At 74.7% G+C, this 14,418-nt stretch carries 13 protein-coding genes; 7 read left to right on the top strand and 6 right to left on the bottom strand.

From position 1 onward, the window contains the following. Positions 1-66: 66 nt before the first annotated feature. Both ECOMGDLI_RS26355 and ECOMGDLI_RS26350 read right to left on the bottom strand, forming a co-directional pair. The gene (locus tag ECOMGDLI_RS26355) at positions 67-1,302 is read right to left on the bottom strand and encodes an ABC transporter permease (protein ID WP_088319816.1); all 1,236 of its coding nucleotides are present in this window, start codon (positions 1,300-1,302) and stop codon (positions 67-69) included. Next, complete coding sequence (locus tag ECOMGDLI_RS26350) at positions 1,299-2,231, bottom strand: ABC transporter ATP-binding protein (RefSeq protein ID WP_088319815.1); 933 nt, start codon at positions 2,229-2,231, stop codon at positions 1,299-1,301. Before ECOMGDLI_RS26350 ends, ECOMGDLI_RS26355 begins: the two co-directional genes overlap by 4 nt. 302 nt (positions 2,232-2,533) lie before the next feature. On the opposite strand from ECOMGDLI_RS26350, the gene ECOMGDLI_RS26345 reads away from it, so the two are divergent. Both ECOMGDLI_RS26345 and ECOMGDLI_RS26340 read left to right on the top strand, forming a co-directional pair. After that, a complete protein-coding gene (locus ECOMGDLI_RS26345; protein WP_088319814.1) occupies positions 2,534-3,859 on the top strand; it encodes an aspartate kinase in 1,326 nt (441 codons plus the stop codon). Beyond that, complete coding sequence (locus ECOMGDLI_RS26340; RefSeq protein ID WP_198955200.1) at positions 3,856-4,998, top strand: aspartate-semialdehyde dehydrogenase; 1,143 nt, start codon at positions 3,856-3,858, stop codon at positions 4,996-4,998. The genes ECOMGDLI_RS26345 and ECOMGDLI_RS26340 overlap by 4 nt, the downstream gene beginning before the upstream one ends. 451 nt (positions 4,999-5,449) lie before the next feature. Here ECOMGDLI_RS26340 and ECOMGDLI_RS26335 read toward each other — a convergent pair whose 3' ends face one another. Then, complete coding sequence (locus ECOMGDLI_RS26335; protein ID WP_198955199.1) at positions 5,450-6,130, bottom strand: HAD family hydrolase; 681 nt, start codon at positions 6,128-6,130, stop codon at positions 5,450-5,452. Positions 6,131-6,246: 116 nt separating this feature from the next. Here ECOMGDLI_RS26335 and ECOMGDLI_RS26330 point away from each other — a divergent pair, with 116 nt between their 5' ends. The 4 genes from ECOMGDLI_RS26330 to ECOMGDLI_RS26315 all read left to right on the top strand — a co-directional run bounded on the left by ECOMGDLI_RS26330 (position 6,247) and on the right by ECOMGDLI_RS26315 (position 8,395). Continuing rightward, a complete protein-coding gene (locus tag ECOMGDLI_RS26330) occupies positions 6,247-6,654 on the top strand; it encodes a hypothetical protein (protein WP_143447951.1) in 408 nt (135 codons plus the stop codon). Beyond that, a complete protein-coding gene (locus ECOMGDLI_RS26325; protein WP_088319812.1) occupies positions 6,651-7,094 on the top strand; it encodes a hypothetical protein in 444 nt (147 codons plus the stop codon). Before ECOMGDLI_RS26330 ends, ECOMGDLI_RS26325 begins: the two co-directional genes overlap by 4 nt. Before the next feature lie 201 nt (positions 7,095-7,295). Then, positions 7,296-7,673: a DCC1-like thiol-disulfide oxidoreductase family protein gene (locus ECOMGDLI_RS26320; RefSeq protein ID WP_158221166.1), complete on the top strand. Its 378-nt coding sequence runs from the start codon at positions 7,296-7,298 to the stop codon at positions 7,671-7,673. A gap of 5 nt (positions 7,674-7,678) precedes the next feature. Continuing rightward, positions 7,679-8,395 carry a TetR/AcrR family transcriptional regulator gene (locus ECOMGDLI_RS26315; protein ID WP_198955198.1) on the top strand — a complete coding sequence of 239 codons (717 nt, stop codon included), beginning with the start codon at positions 7,679-7,681 and terminating at the stop codon, positions 8,393-8,395. Here ECOMGDLI_RS26315 and ECOMGDLI_RS35535 read toward each other — a convergent pair. Genes ECOMGDLI_RS35535 through ECOMGDLI_RS26300 form a run of 3 tightly spaced genes read right to left on the bottom strand, consistent with a single transcriptional unit; the run spans position 8,378 to position 13,005 of the window. After that, a complete protein-coding gene (locus tag ECOMGDLI_RS35535; protein WP_088319809.1) occupies positions 8,378-9,514 on the bottom strand; it encodes a hypothetical protein in 1,137 nt (378 codons plus the stop codon). The two genes, ECOMGDLI_RS26315 and ECOMGDLI_RS35535, sit on opposite strands and share 18 nt — an antisense overlap. Before the next feature lie 45 nt (positions 9,515-9,559). After that, positions 9,560-11,098: a GMC family oxidoreductase gene (locus tag ECOMGDLI_RS26305; protein ID WP_088319808.1), complete on the bottom strand. Its 1,539-nt coding sequence runs from the start codon at positions 11,096-11,098 to the stop codon at positions 9,560-9,562. A gap of 50 nt (positions 11,099-11,148) precedes the next feature. Next, entirely contained in the window at positions 11,149-13,005 is a 1,857-nt protein-coding gene (locus ECOMGDLI_RS26300; RefSeq protein ID WP_088319807.1) for a prolyl oligopeptidase family serine peptidase, read from the bottom strand. 142 nt (positions 13,006-13,147) lie between these two features. Between ECOMGDLI_RS26300 and ECOMGDLI_RS26295 the strand changes: the two genes are divergently transcribed. After that, the gene (locus ECOMGDLI_RS26295) at positions 13,148-14,032 is read left to right on the top strand and encodes an alpha/beta fold hydrolase (RefSeq protein WP_088319806.1); all 885 of its coding nucleotides are present in this window, start codon (positions 13,148-13,150) and stop codon (positions 14,030-14,032) included. The last annotated feature ends 386 nt before the right edge of the window (positions 14,033-14,418 follow it).

The raw sequence follows: 14,418 nt of genomic DNA, 5'->3' as shown, positions 1-14,418 counted from the left end.
CCGTTGATCGGCGGTTCTCGTCGCCGGCCACCGAGTCCCCGGTGACCGGCCGACGGGGACCGCCGATCAGGCGACCCGGGTGCCGGTGGGGAGGCGACGGGTCGGGGTGCGCAGCCGGCGGACCGCGACGACGACGAACAGGCCGCCGAGGGCGAGGTCCGCGGCGAGGCCGTAGGGCCACGTCACGCCGAGGGACGCGCGCTGCGCCCGGCGCTCGTCGTCGAACTGCTGCGAACGCGCAAGGTCCCCGTAGCACTCCTCGAGCGGGAACCGCGGGCCGAGCCGCGCCTCGCGGACGGCGTCCCGGATCACCGACATCGGGTCGTCGGACCCCTCGGCGGACAACGGCTTCGGCGATGCGTCCGCGACGACGACGTAGGGCGAGGCGGCGAGCAGCCACCAGGAACGGTTGGTGTAGGTGATGGTCCGCTCCTCCTGCACCACCTGGCACCCGGTCGGTGCACCCTCGGCGGTGTAGAGCTGCTGGCGCACCGCGACCGACCTGTTCTCCGTGACGAGCGGCACCGACAGCGCGAAGAGCAGCGGCAGGCCCGGCCCGAGGAACGCGACGGTGAGGTACGTGAGGACGGCGCTGGACGACGTCCGCGCGGTGATCGCCGACCAGCCGAGGCCGATCGCGCAGACGACGAGGATCGTCAGGGCGAGCACGGCGAGCACGACGACGAGCCGGCCGAACGGCGTGCCGCCGTCGAGGTAGATCCAGCCGATGAACGGGACGGCGGCCGCGAGCAGCGCGAGGCCGGTGGCCCAGGCCGCGAGGAGCTTGCCGACGACGATCTGCGCGGGGCTGAGCAGCGTCGTCTGCAGCGTCGCGAGGACGCCGGCCTGCCGGTCGCCGTTGATGCTCGTCGCCGAGAGCGCGGGCGAGACGAGACCGGCGAGGGAGAGCACGAGGAAGACGATGATCCCGAACGTGAGCCGGCCGGCGACCTGGTCCGCGAGCCGGGCCGCGGCCTCGTCGGCGCCCGGTGCGAGGCCCGCGCCGTCGAAGCTCTCGTCGTAGATCCGGTGCACGGCCCAGCGGACGAGGATCGTCAGCAGGGCGAGGACGCCGGTCCACAGCGCGAGGACGGCGGTCCAGCGGGTCGAGCGGATCCGTTGCCGCAGCTCGAGAACGGCGACGGTGCGCACGCCGGTCCAGCCGAGGGACCAGGTGCCGCTGCCGGAGCCGCCCGGCATCGGGCGCTCGGCGAGCAGGACACCGGTGCCGGCGGGCGCACGGCCGGGGGCCGCGTCGTCCGGCCCGGGCGCGGCGGCCGAGGTGAGGGAGTCGTCGCTCATCGCCGGTCCTCCGTGAGGGCGAGGTAGGCCTGCTCCAGGACGCCGGAGGCCGGCGCGAGCTCGACGACGGGGACGCCGTCGCGGACGAGGGCCGCGAGCAGCTCGGCGGCCTCGACGTCGGAGCCGAGCTCGACCTCGACACCGTCGCGGTCCGGCGGCGGGTGCGGCGTCCGGCGGGCGTCGAGGGCGGCGAGCAGGACGCCGAGGTCGAGCGCCCGGACCCGCCACGTGCGGCGGGCCTGCGCGGCGGCGGCGACCTCCTCGACGGCCACGGTGCGGCCGCGCGCGACGATGACGGCCCGGTCGGCCATCTCGTCGAGCTCGGCGAGCACGTGGCTCGACACGAGCACGGTCCGGCCCTCGGCGGCGAGCCCGCGGACGATGCCGCGCAGCTCGATCCGCGAGCGCGGGTCGAGGCCGGACGCCGGCTCGTCGAGCAGGACGACGTCCGGGTCGTGGACGAGCGCCCGGGCGAGGCCCAGGCGCTGCTTCTGCCCGCGGGAGAGGACCTGCGTCGGGCGGTCCCGCAGGTCCGCGAGGTGCACCAGCTCGAGCAGGTGGTCGACCCGGGCCGCGGCGGCCGCGCGGGGCAGGGCGAACGCGTCGCCCACGGTGAGCAGCACCTCGCGGCAGGTCAGGGACTCCCACGTGCCGAAGACGTCGGGCATCCAGCCGGTCCGGGCGCGGACGGCGCGGGGCTCGGTCACCGGGTCGAAGCCGGCGATGCTCACCTGGCCGGCGTCGGGCACGAGCAGCGACGCGAGGACGAGCAGCAGGGTCGTCTTGCCCGAGCCGTTCGGGCCGACGAGCGCGGTGACCTTGCCCGGCGGGGCGTCGAGGTCGATGTGGTCGACGGCGACGACGTCACCGAACGTGCGCCGAACACCGCGGGCCGTGATTCCGGCGCGCGGGACGGTCGGATCCGTCATGCGACAACCCCCACTCGACGTCGTCCGCGGCTCCCCGCCCGGACGTGGCCGTCACCCGTACGGGTGACTCGCGGCCACGGATCATGCTGTCAGTTCTCCGGTGCCGCCGACCCAGGGACGCAAAGGTCACCGGTGAGGTTGCACGAGAACTCCACATCCTGCGCCCGGGTGCTCGTGCGGCGGAGGTCTTGCACGCCGGACGGGCGGGGGAGCGCCGTGGCCGGGTCGATAGACTCGGCCCCTGGACCGGTGAGCCCGCCGGCACCCGTCGCCAGCACCCACCAGCAACCAGGAGAGCGGTCGTGGCCCTTGTCGTGCAGAAGTACGGGGGATCCTCCGTCGCGGACGCCGACGGCATCAAGCGCGTCGCCCGCCGCGTCGTCGACACGAAGAAGGCGGGCAACGACGTCGTCGTCATCGTCTCCGCGATGGGCGACACGACGGACGACCTGCTGGACCTCGCCGGCCAGGTGACGCCGACGCCGCCGCCGCGCGAGCTCGACATGCTCCTCACGGCCGGCGAGCGGATGAGCGCGGCCCTGCTCGCGATGGCGACGATGCAGCTCGGGGTGCAGGCCCGGTCCTTCACCGGCAGCCAGGCCGGCGTCATCACGACCGAGCAGCACGGCGACGCGCGGATCATCGACATCACCCCGAGCCGGATCACCTCCGCGCTCGCCGAGGGCGACATCGCGATCATCGCCGGCTTCCAGGGCGTCAGCCAGAGCACGAAGGACATCACGACGCTCGGCCGCGGCGCCTCCGACACGACCGCCGTCGCGCTCGCCGCGGCGATGGGCGCGGACGTCTGCGAGATCTACACCGACGTCGACGGCGTCTTCACCGCCGACCCGCGGATCGTGCCGACGGCGCGCAAGATCGACGCGATCTCCTACGAGGAGATGCTCGAGATGGCGGCGTCCGGCGCGAAGGTCCTCCACCTGCGCTGCGTCGAGTACGCCCGGCGGTACGGCGTGACGGTCCACGTGCGGTCGTCCTTCAGCACGAAGACGGGCACCTGGGTGACGGCCGACCCGGCCACGCTCGCGACGGCCCAGCGGTCCACGAACTCCGGCGTCCGTGGCGCCGACGAGCAGGGAGAGCAGATGGAGCAGGCGATCATCTCGGGCGTCGCGCACGACCGCAGCGAGGCCAAGATCACCGTCGTCGGCGTGCCCGACAAGCCGGGCAAGGCGGCGGCGATCTTCGAGGCCCTCGCGGCCGCCGAGATCAACCTGGACATGATCGTGCAGAACGTGTCCGCGGCCGCCACCGGCCTCACGGACGTGTCGTTCACGCTGCCGAAGACCGACGGCAAGACGGCGATCAAGGCGCTCGAGAAGGCCAAGGCCGACGTCGGCTTCGACTCGCTGCAGTACGACGACCAGATCGGCAAGGTCTCGCTCATCGGGGCCGGCATGCGCAGCCACCCCGGCGTCTCGGCCCGCTTCTTCGCGGCGCTCGCGGCGACCGGCGTAAACATCGAGATGATCAGCACGTCGGAGATCCGGATCTCCGTCGTGACCCGTGCGGAGGACGTCGACACGGCCGTGCGCGCCGTCCACACCGCGTTCGGACTCGACAGCGAGCAGGTCGAGGCCGTCGTCTACGGAGGGACCGGTCGATGACCGACCAGCAGCAGACCACCAGGATCCAGGGCCGCAAGCCCACGCTCGCCGTCGTCGGCGCGACCGGCGCCGTCGGCACCGTGATGCTCGGGATCCTGTCGACGCGCGAGGACGTCTGGGGCGAGATCCGTCTCGTCGCGTCGGCCCGCTCGGCGGGCAAGCGGCTCACGGTGCGCGGCGAGGAGGTCGAGGTCGTCGCCCTGGCGCCCGAGGTCTTCGACGGCGTGGACGTCGCGATGTTCGACGTGCCCGACGAGATCTCCGCCGAGTGGGGGCCGGTCGCGGCGTCCCGCGGCGCGGTCGTCGTCGACAACTCCGGCGCGTTCCGGATGGACCCCGACGTCCCGCTCGTCGTCCCCGAGGTCAACCCGGCCGCGATCCGCAACCGGCCCAAGGGCATCATCAGCAACCCGAACTGCACGACGCTGACGATGATGGACGCCCTCGGCGCCCTGCACTCGCAGTGGGGCCTCACCGAGCTCGTCGTCGCGTCGTACCAGGCGGCGTCCGGCGCCGGCCAGCCCGGCGTCGACCGGCTCCACGACGAGCTCGAGGTCGTGGCCGCGGACCGCTCGCTCGGCTCCGCGACGGGCGACGTCCGGCAGGCGATCGCCGACAAGCTCGGCGACGGCCCCTCGCCGTTCCCGGCGCCGCTGGCGCTCAACGTCGTCCCCTGGGCGGGCTCGCTCAAGGACGGCGGCTGGAGCAGCGAGGAGCTCAAGGTCCGCAACGAGTCGCGCAAGATCCTCGGGATCCCCGACCTCAAGGTCTCCGCGACGTGCGTCCGGGTGCCGGTCGTGACGACCCACTCGCTCGCCGTCCACGCGACGTTCCAGAAGCCGATCAGCGTCGACGACGCACGCCGCGCGCTCGTCGAGGCGCCGAGCGTCGTCGTCGTGGACGACCCGGCGAACGCCGAGTTCCCCACTCCGGCGGACGTCGTCGGCTCGGACCCGACGTTCGTCGGCCGGATCCGCCAGGCGCTCGACTTCCCGAACACGCTCGACCTGTTCGTGTGCGGCGACAACCTCCGCAAGGGGGCGGCGCTCAACACCGCGCAGATCGCCGAGCTCGTCGCGGCCGAGCTCACGGGGCGCGGCCCGGCGGACCGCGACGACGACGGGGCCGACGAGGCCTGATCGCTGCGGCGACGCTTCGCGGGCCGGTACCCCTGGTGGGTGCCGGCCCGCCTTGCGTCCGTTGAGGCGCGTTGTCGGGTCGGAAGAGCCACCCGCCGCCCCGACCGCTGTCCCCGACGGCCGCGCCCCCCGACGGCCGCGTCCCCGGCCCGTGGGGTGCTCCGGGGCGGCGCTTTGCTCTGCCCTCACGAGTGAGGGCGTCACCAGTGAGCAACCCGGCCATCACCGGGTGGCCCACCCTCGGCCCTCCCTCGGTCGGCGCCGCACTGGGGACGATCGCCCACAGCGGGATGTCGGGGATCGTCCCCGGTCCGCGGCCTGACCGCCTCCGCTCGGGCCTCCGAGGCCCCGCGGCCTGTCCGAGGTCCCCGCTGCCCGGCCGGCACTGCGCTCGACGCGAAGCGCCGGTGCCGGCTCCACCCAGGCGACCCACCTCAGGGCGCAGCGCCGCTCAGGGCTGCAGCGCCGCGAAGGTCGCGACGACGGGCAGGTGCGCCGGGTGCCCGGCCATCTGCGGGTGCGCCGGGTCGGGTGCCCCGCCGGGGCCGGCGGCCGGTCGGACGATGCGGACGGCGGACAGGCCGGCGTCCAGTGCCCCCTGGCAGTAGGACACCCGGTCATCGAGCATCACCGCACGCTCCGCGGGGACGTCGAGCAGCGCGAGCGCGTGGGCGTAGATCGCCGGGGCCGGCTTGGCGGCGCGCACCTCGCACGACAGGACGAGGACGTCGACGAGGCGGTCGAGGCCCAGGTCGGCGAGCAGTGGGCGGGTATCCTCGGCGCAGTTGCTGACGAAGGCCGTCGGCGACCCGGCGGCGCGCAGCCGGTGCAGGAAGTCGACGGCGTCCTCGTGCACGGTGCAGTGCTCCCGCATGAGCGCCGGGTACGCCGCAAGGAGGCTCTCGGCGAGCCCGTGGGCCGGGTCGACGCCGCACCGACGCAGGATCCTCGGGACGGCGTCCGCCATGCCGGTCGGCGAGACCATCGCGCCGTCGTCCTCGACGCGCGTCGCAGCCATGAACCGCAGCGCGTCGACGCCGACCCGCCGGGCGCCCTCCCGGACAACCGCAGCGAAGTCGACGCTGAGCACGGTGTCGTAGACGTCGACGAGCCAGGCGCGCGGGTGCTGCACCCGGCGACCCTAGCCGGTCGGGCGACGCCGGCGATTAGGTCTTGAACATGTTCAGGACTAGGTCTACCTTCGTCCTGAACACGTTCAACTGAACGTGTTCAAACGGAGGAGGGGCCATGACCGGTCCTGGGAGAGCAGCCGCGACGGTCTACGTCGGGGTGGTCGCGGTGCTCGCCGCGGCATCGTTCCACGACCCGGGCCAGGTGCTGACCTGGTTCCCGGAAGGGGTCATGCTCCTGCTCCTGCTGCCGGCGCTCGTCCCGCTGCTCCCGGTCGTGTACGTGCTCGGGGCGTCCGTCTGGGACCTCGCGCAGACCGGTGCGGACCGCCCGATGTGGCCGGTCACGACGCTGTTCGTCCTGCTCTTCGCGGGCGTCGCCGTGGTCAACGTCCTGCTCGTGCGGCTGCTCGGGGCCTGGTGGTCCCGCGGCCGGCGCGCTGCCGGCAGCTCCGGGCATCCCGCCGGGGTGCCCGTCGTCACGAGGCCCGGGCCGTCGGCGCCGGGCGGGGGAGGTCCGTCATGAGCCCGGTCGTCTGGGCGTACCTCGGGTACGCCGTCATCGGGGTGGCACTCGTCGTGTGGGTCGCCCGGACCCTGCAGCGCTACGGGGAGGTGTTCCTCCTCGACGTCTTCGACGGGCACGAGGACCTGGCCCGGGCGGTCAACCGGCTCCTCGTCATCGGGTTCTACCTGCTCAACCTCGGGTACGTCGCGTTCGCCCTGCGGACGTCGGACGGCGTCGGCACCGCGCGCACCGCCGTCGAGCTGCTCTCGACGAAAGTGGGCGGCGTACTGCTCGTGCTGGGGGTGCTCCACCTCGGCAACGTCCTCGTGCTCTCCCGGGTGCGCCGCCGCCGGCTCGCCGAGCGCAGTCCGGTCCCGCCGGTCCCGCCGGCCACCTGGACGCCGGTCCCCGGGTACCCCGTGCCGGGCGGTCCCGCGCCGGTCGCCCGTCCGGCCTGACCTGCTCTGTGCCGACCTGTCCCGTGGGCTGCCGGCGAAATCCATCAACTTTAGGTAGCCAACCATGAGCGGGGTGTAACAATGCAGGTCGCTGCAGCGATGGAAGAGACGTCTCCGACAGGGACGTCAGGCTCCGGGGTGGCTCCCGGGGCGCAGCCGGTGCCGTCGGCCCCGGGAGCGGAGGGGGCTCTCGGGTCCGCGGTGCCGGCCGCGCGCTGGCTGACCGTGCTGTACGACGACGGCTGCCCGCTGTGCCGCTGGGTGCGGGGCTGGCTGGAGCGCCGTGAGCTGCTCGTCCCCCTCGTCTTCGTCCCGATGCGGTCGGCCGAGGCTTGGCGTGCCTTCCCGTTCCTCGACCACGACCGGACCGCCCAGGAGGTCACCGTCGTCTCCGAGCGGGGTGACGTCTGGACGGCGGAGTCCGCCTGGATCATGTGCCTGTGGGCCACGGCCCGGTTCCGCGGCCTGTCGGAGCGGCTCGCCGAGCCCGCATGGCGCCCGCGCGCGCGGGCCGTCGTCCTCTCCGTGGCGGCGATGACGACCCGGACCCCGCGCCCGCCGGACTGCGGGCTAGCGTGAGCATCGTGCCGGAGGACCGCGTCGCCCCCGAGGCCGCCGACGACGCCCCGGCCGGGTCGGCCACCGCCCGCGGCGACCAGACCCGGCAGCGGATCGTCGAGGCGGCCCTGCGGCTGTTCGAGGAGCGCGGGTACGAGCGGACGACGATGCGTGCCGTCGCGGCCGAGGCGGGCGTGAGCCTGGGCAGCGCCTACTACTACTTCGACTCCAAGGAGCACCTGGTCCAGGGCTTCTACGACCGGGTCCAGGTGCTGCACCGGGAGGAGGCCGAGGTCCGGCTCGCCGGGGCCACGGTCTTCGCCTACCGGCTCCTCGCCACGGTCGAGGCCTTCGTCGACGTCGCCCGGCCGTACCACCCGTTCGCGGGCAAGTTCTTCTCCGTCGCGTCCCAGCCGGAGAGCCCGCTCTCGCCGTTCAGCGCGGAGAGCGCCGCGGCCCGGGAGGCGTCCGTCGAGCTCATGGCCCAGGTCGTGCGCGGCAGCGACCTCAAGGCGGACGAGCGCCTCATGGTCGAGCTCCCCGAGCTGCTGTGGCTGGCGCACATGGGGCTCGTGCTCTTCTGGGTGCACGACCGCAGCGAGAACCAGCGCCGCACCGTCGACCTCGCGCGCCGCGCCGTCCCGCTCGTCGACCGGCTCGTGCGGCTCTCCCGGCTGCGGCCGCTGCGGCCCGTCGTCCACGAGGTGCTCGACCTCGCGCAGGACCTACGCCGCACCGCCTGAGCGGCTGCGCCGGCTCTCTGCCGGCCCGAGCGTCCACCCGCGCCACTCGACGGGCGGGGCCGGCCAGCGGGGGTCGGGCCGCCAGCCCGGCCAGGGGCGGAAGCCGGCCGGCGGCACCGGCCAGCCCGGTGGCGGCGTCCACGTCCAGGCCCTGCCTCCGACGGGGCCGAACGGCGGCCGGCCCGCCGCCGTCAGAGCCAGGCCGAGCCCGATGAGACCGGCGAGGACGACGCCGTGGAACAGACCGGGGAACCGGTCCAGGACGGTCGGCGAGGACGTCACGCCGACCCCGCCGGCCTCCACGGCCGCGGACACCGACCGGCGCAGCAGGACGAACGGGAGGACCTGCAGCACGAGGACGGCGGCGCACAGCCAGACGACCCAGAAGGCGACGTGCGCACGCGCCGCCGGGGCCATCCGCCACCGGCGGCCGTCGAAGCGGCGCTGGCCGTCGACCGACCGGACGGGCCAGAAGAGGGCGCCGTCGTGCACCCAGTCCTGGCCGGAGGGGTCGGGGACCAGGGTGACCGTGGGACGGGCCGCGACGGCCCCTGCGGCGCCGCCGGGGCGTCGTCCTGCCCAGGAGCCCCTGCGGCCCGGGACGGCCTCCCGGACCGACCAGCCCCGCCACCCCGGCGGCGGGGCGCCCCAACCGGGGTCGGGCGCCCAGCCCGGCGGCGGCGTCCAGCCCTCCTCGGCCGGCGGCCAGGTGGCGGGGGCGGTCCAGACCCACTCGAGGCCGCCGCTGCGGGTGCGTGGCATACGGGTCCGCCAGCTGATCCAGGCACCGAGCGGCCAGAGGACGGCGCCGGTGGGGATGCTGGCCCAGAAGGCGTACAGGACCCAGACGGACCACCACGGGGCCGGCGGGGTGCCGGCCATGCCGGCCTCGTACACCGAGAGGAAGCCGATGACGAGCAGCACCGGTGACAGGCACAGGGCGGCGATGCCGATCCCGACGAGCACGCGGCCGAGCACCCGCTGGGAGCTGCTGCGCAGGAACGGGCGGGCGCCGTCCGGGGACCGCCGCGGCCACCACACACCGGCGGCGTCGACCCACAGGTCGGCCTCCGGCGGGGCCTGCGCCGCGCCGGCGCCGCCGTCCGTCCCGGTCGCCATACCGGGAGGGTAGGCGGCGGCGGTCACGGCGCGGTCGCGCCGTGATCACGAAGGCGCCGTCAGCCCTGCCGACAGCATCGTGGCGATCCGCTCGGCGACGACGATCGTCGGGATGTTCGTGTTGGCACGGGGGACGGTCGGCATCACCGACGCGTCGGCCACGACGAGTCGCTCGAGGCCGTGCACGCGGCCGCGCTCGTCGCACACCGACGTCGCCGGGTCGGTGCCCATCCGTGCGGTGCCCACCGGGTGGTAGTAGTGCTGGACGTCGCGGCGCAGCGCGGCGTCGCCGAGGTCGCGCGGCCCCTCGCGGACGAGGGCGCCGCTCAGGGCCGGTTGGTCCAGCAGCGTCTCGGCGAGCCGCAGCCCGTCCCGCAGCACCGCGAGGTCGTGCCCGTCGGCGTCGGTCAGGTAGCCGTGGTCGATCCGGGGCGCCACCAGGGGATCCGGGCCGACGACGTGCAGGCGTCCGCGGCTGCGCGGGGTCATGCAGGCGACCTCGACGAGGGCGCGTCCCTGGGTCAGCTGGGTCTGGGTCGACGCGCAGACCGGGAACACGTGCAGGTCGTAGACCCCGTCGGCGGACAGCGACGAGCGTGCCTTGCCGAGCGTCTGTTCTTCGGGGACGAACCCGGCGCGGGCCGCGTCGTCGAGCCACTCGCGCATCGCCGGGCCGAGCGCGCGCCCCGCGTTGACCATCGGGTGGTCGTGCAGGTGCCGCCCGACCGCCGGGAGATCGTGCGTCGGCGCGATGCCGGCGGCGCGCAGGTCCGCCGGGTCGCCGATGCCGGAGCGCTGCAGGATCGCCGGGGTGCCGTAGACACCGCCGGCCAGGACCGCGGTCTGTGCGCTCACCCGGACCGGCGCGCTGCCCCGACGTGCGTGGACGACGACGTGCGACGGTGCGACGTCGAGCCGGTCGACGAGCGTCTCGTCGAGGATCCGCAGCCCGGTGCCGGAGCGCACCGGGTCCAGGTAGGCGAAGGCCGTGTTCCACCGGACCCCGTCGGCGACGTTGACGCTCTCGAGCCCGAAGCCGTCACCGGCGTCCAGGTCGCACAGGTCGCCGGCGAACGTCGCGGTGTCCACCGACCAGCCGGCGCTGACCGCCGCCTCCAGGCAGCGGGCGTGGAACGGGCCGGCCTCCTGGCGGGTGTAGGTGCGCACGCGCATCCGGTCCAGGACGGCGGCGAAGGTCGGGCGCAGCACGTCGGTGCGCCACAGCGGGAGCCCCCAGGCGTCGTAGTCCGACCGGTGACCGACAGCCGCGATCGCGCCGTTGTGGGCCGAGCAGCCGCCGATGATCCGCGCCCGCTCGAACGTCCACGGTGCCCTGCCGGGGACGGGGCCGGATCCGTACCCCCAGTCGTGCGTGGTCGCGAGCATGGCCGCGCCGAGGATCTCGGCCGGCCAGCGGCCCCCGGACAGGGGCCCGTAGTCCGGGCCCGCCTCGACCAGGACGACGTCCACGCCCCGCTCGGCCAGCCGGGCCGCGACGACGGCCCCCGCGCTGCCGCCGCCCAGCACGACGACGTCGGTGTCGACGTCCGGGTCGTCGCGGGACGCGGCCGGTCCGCTGCTCATCCCTGGACCGTAGCGCGGCCCGGCGGTGTCCCGGCCGCGGCTCCCGGCGGTCAGGTCGGCGGCAGGTACCTCGCCGCGAAGTCGAGCTCGACGCGGGTCTGCCGGACCCGCTCGTCGTCGACGAGCGAGCCGTGGCCCGCGTCGTACCGGTAGACCTCGTGCGTCGTCCCGCGCTCCTGCAGCGCCGCGACGTAGTTCTCGATCTGCCGGATCGGGCAGCGCGGGTCGTTCTCGCCGGCGAGGATCAGCACCGGTGCGCGGACGGCGTCCACGTAGGTCAGCGGGCTGGAGTGCCGGTACTTCTCCGGCACCTCGTCGGGCGAGCCGCCGAAGAGCGACCGGTCGAAGGCCTTGAGACCCTCCATCTCGTCCTCGTACGCGGCGACGTAGTCCGCGACCGGGACCCCCGCGAGCCCGAGCGCCCAGCGGTCCGGGTAGAGGCCCAGCCCGAGCAGCGTGAGGTACCCGCCCCACGACGCCCCGGCGAGGACGACGCGCGCTCCGTCGGCGACCCCGGTGGCGACGAGGTGGTCCCGGACGGCGACGACGTCCTCGAGCTCGACGTGACCGACCTCGGCGTCGAGGGCGTCCCGCCAGGCCGAGCCGTAGCCGGTCGAGCCGCGGTAGTTCACCTGGACGATCGCGTAGCCGTGGTCGACCCAGGCGCTCGCGTAGGCCCGGAACGCGTCGGCGTCGTGATGGGTCGGGCCGCCGTGGACCTCGACGACGAGCGGGAGCGGCCCCGGCAGCGGCGTGCCGTCGTCCGCCGCGGGACGGCGCAGCAGGGCGTGGATCCGGCCGCCCTTGCCCTCGACCCAGACGTCCTCGACGGGGACGGACGGCGGGGCGGGGTCACCGGGGGCGCTGATGACCGGGAAGCCTGCGAGGTCCCGGACGCCGGGCGGCTCCGCGGCCGACGACCACGTGCTCCAGACGTCCTCGTCGGGCCGGACGGTCGCCGAGCCGACGCTGCCGTCGGGCCGCCCGACGGGCAGCGGCTGCAGGGCGCCGCCGGTGGTGAGCGGGGCGAGGTCGACGCGGTAGAGCCGGGTCCGTGCCTCGTGGTCCATCGCGACGAGCAGGGCGGAGCCGTCCGGGAACCAGTCCGCCCCGGAGACGTCGCCGGGCAGGCCGAGGTCGAGCGGGGTCTGCGCGCCGGTCGCGACGTCCCAGACGAGCAGCTCGGCCCGGCCGCGGCGCTCGTGGCCGAGCAGGAGCCTCGTGTCGCCGAGGACCGGGGCGAAGGCCTCGACGTCGAGCCCCTTGCCCTCGCCGTCCCAGAGCTCGGCGACGGTCTCGCCGAAGGTGTCGCCGTCGACGCGGACGACGCGGACGGCCGGGTGGCGCGAGTCGCCGTGCTCGCTGTGGACGATCGCGACGAGGGTGCCGTCCTCGCTGAGGTCGCCGACCCCGGCGTCCTCGGCGTGCTCGTAGAGCAGGCGGGCCGGCTCGCCCGGGCGGATCACGTGGATCCGGGTGCCGTAGTCGTCGTCCGCGCTGCCGACGACCCGCAGCCCGCCGCGGCCGATCGCCAGCCCGGCGGAGTACGCGGGCGGCAGGCCGGTGGCGTCCTCGACGCCCTCGCCGGGCGCGCTGCCGAACGGCTGCCGGCGCCACACCCCGAACTCGTCACCGGCGGCGTCGTCGAACCACCACACCGCCGAGCCGTCGGGCTCGATCGCGGCGTGGACCGTGCCCTCCTTGCGGCTCGTGAGCTGGGTGAGGGTGCCGGTCGAGCGGTCCCACGAGTGCACCTCGACGACCCCGCCGGACGTCGCGACGACGGCGCAGCGGTCGGGTGCGTCGTCCGCCCAGTCCGGCAGCCCGACCCGTGGTGCGCGGAAGCGGCGCTCCCACGCGGGGAGCCAGGAACCGGGCTGCGGCGGGGACGCCGGGGTGTCGGACATGGGCCAGATCCTGCCGCACCGGGGCCCGGCGCGCGCAGGCGGCACCGTTCGGCCGGAGGGTGACCTTCGTACTCCGCACCGGGGGCTACTCCTGGGTAACGTCGAGTCGTCCTGGCACGCCGGGACCGGACGGAGGCCAGCGATGACGCACAGGCTGCAGTCGGCCCGCCGGCGGCTCAACGGGCACGACCTCCACTACGTCCACGCCGGGGACGGCCCGCCGATCGTCTTCCTGCACGGTGTGCTCGGGTCGACCCGGGTCTGGGCCCGGCTCGCGGCGGAGATGTCGCAGGACCACTTCGTCCTCGCGCCCGACCTCTTCGGCCACGGGATGTCCGCCAAGCCCGCCGGCGACTACTCCCTCGCCGGCCACGCCGCCGTCGTCCGGGACCTGCTCGACAGCCTCGGGCTGACCCGGGTCACCCTCGTCGGCCACTCCCTGGGCGGGGGCATCGCACTGGAGTTCACCTACCTGTTCCCGGACCGGGTCGACCGGCTGGTGCTCGTCGCCAGCGGCGGGCTCGGCCGTGAGGTCAACGTGCTGCTGCGCGCGCCGACGCTGCCGGGCGCCGAGCTCGTGCTGCCGCTCGTCGCGTCCGGGTTCGCCCGGCGGCAGGGCGACAAGCTGGCCCGCGCGCTGGCGTTCGTCGGGGTCAAGGGGAGCACGGACGTCGCGGAGGCCTGGCACGGCTTCGAGCAGCTGGCGGACGGCGACGGGCGGCGCGCGTTCCTCGCGACGATCCGGGCGGTGGTCGGGTACGACGGCCAGCGGCTGTCCGCGGCGGAGCTGCTGCCCCGGCTGCACGTGCCGACGCTCGTCGTGTGGGGCGACAAGGACCGGATGATCCCGCTGTCGCACGCGCAGGACGCCGTGGCGCTCATGCCGGACGCGCGGCTCGTCGTCCTGGAGAACGCCGGGCACTTCCCTCACCTGGACCAGCCGGAGCGGTTCGTGGAGGTGGTCCGGGAGTTCGTCGGCCGGGCCGACGACCAGCCGGCCGAGGACCGCCGGGCGGACGCGGGGTGAGCCCGCCCGGGGGCGGAGGCACTGTCCATTGAATGGTCAACGATGATCATCTGGTGAACAGTTGCCGTCCGCCAAACGGCGAGGGTCCGGTCGCGACGGGGGGCTGCGACCGGACCCTCTACGTCGGAGCCGCACGGGGGGAACAGCTCCGACGTCGTTGAGGATCGTATGTGGGCGAACGACGGTCACGTGACAGGTTTGGTGGAATCCCACTCGCTCGGAGTCAGATTCGACGCACGGTGCATCGGTTGCTGCGCAACGTGATTCAGCAGGCGAACCAGTTGGTGGTGGCGCATCGGGTGGGGTCGGCCGTTCGGGTGATGCCTCGCTCGGAACGGCCCGGACCGCGTCGTCGGTCGCGATCGGGTCGGTCTCAGGGGTCGGGG

This window comes from Kineosporia sp. R_H_3 (assembly GCF_002198675.1).
Classification (GTDB): Bacteria; Actinomycetota; Actinomycetes; order Actinomycetales; family Kineosporiaceae; genus R-H-3.
This window is presented reverse-complemented; position numbering and strand designations above follow the sequence as displayed.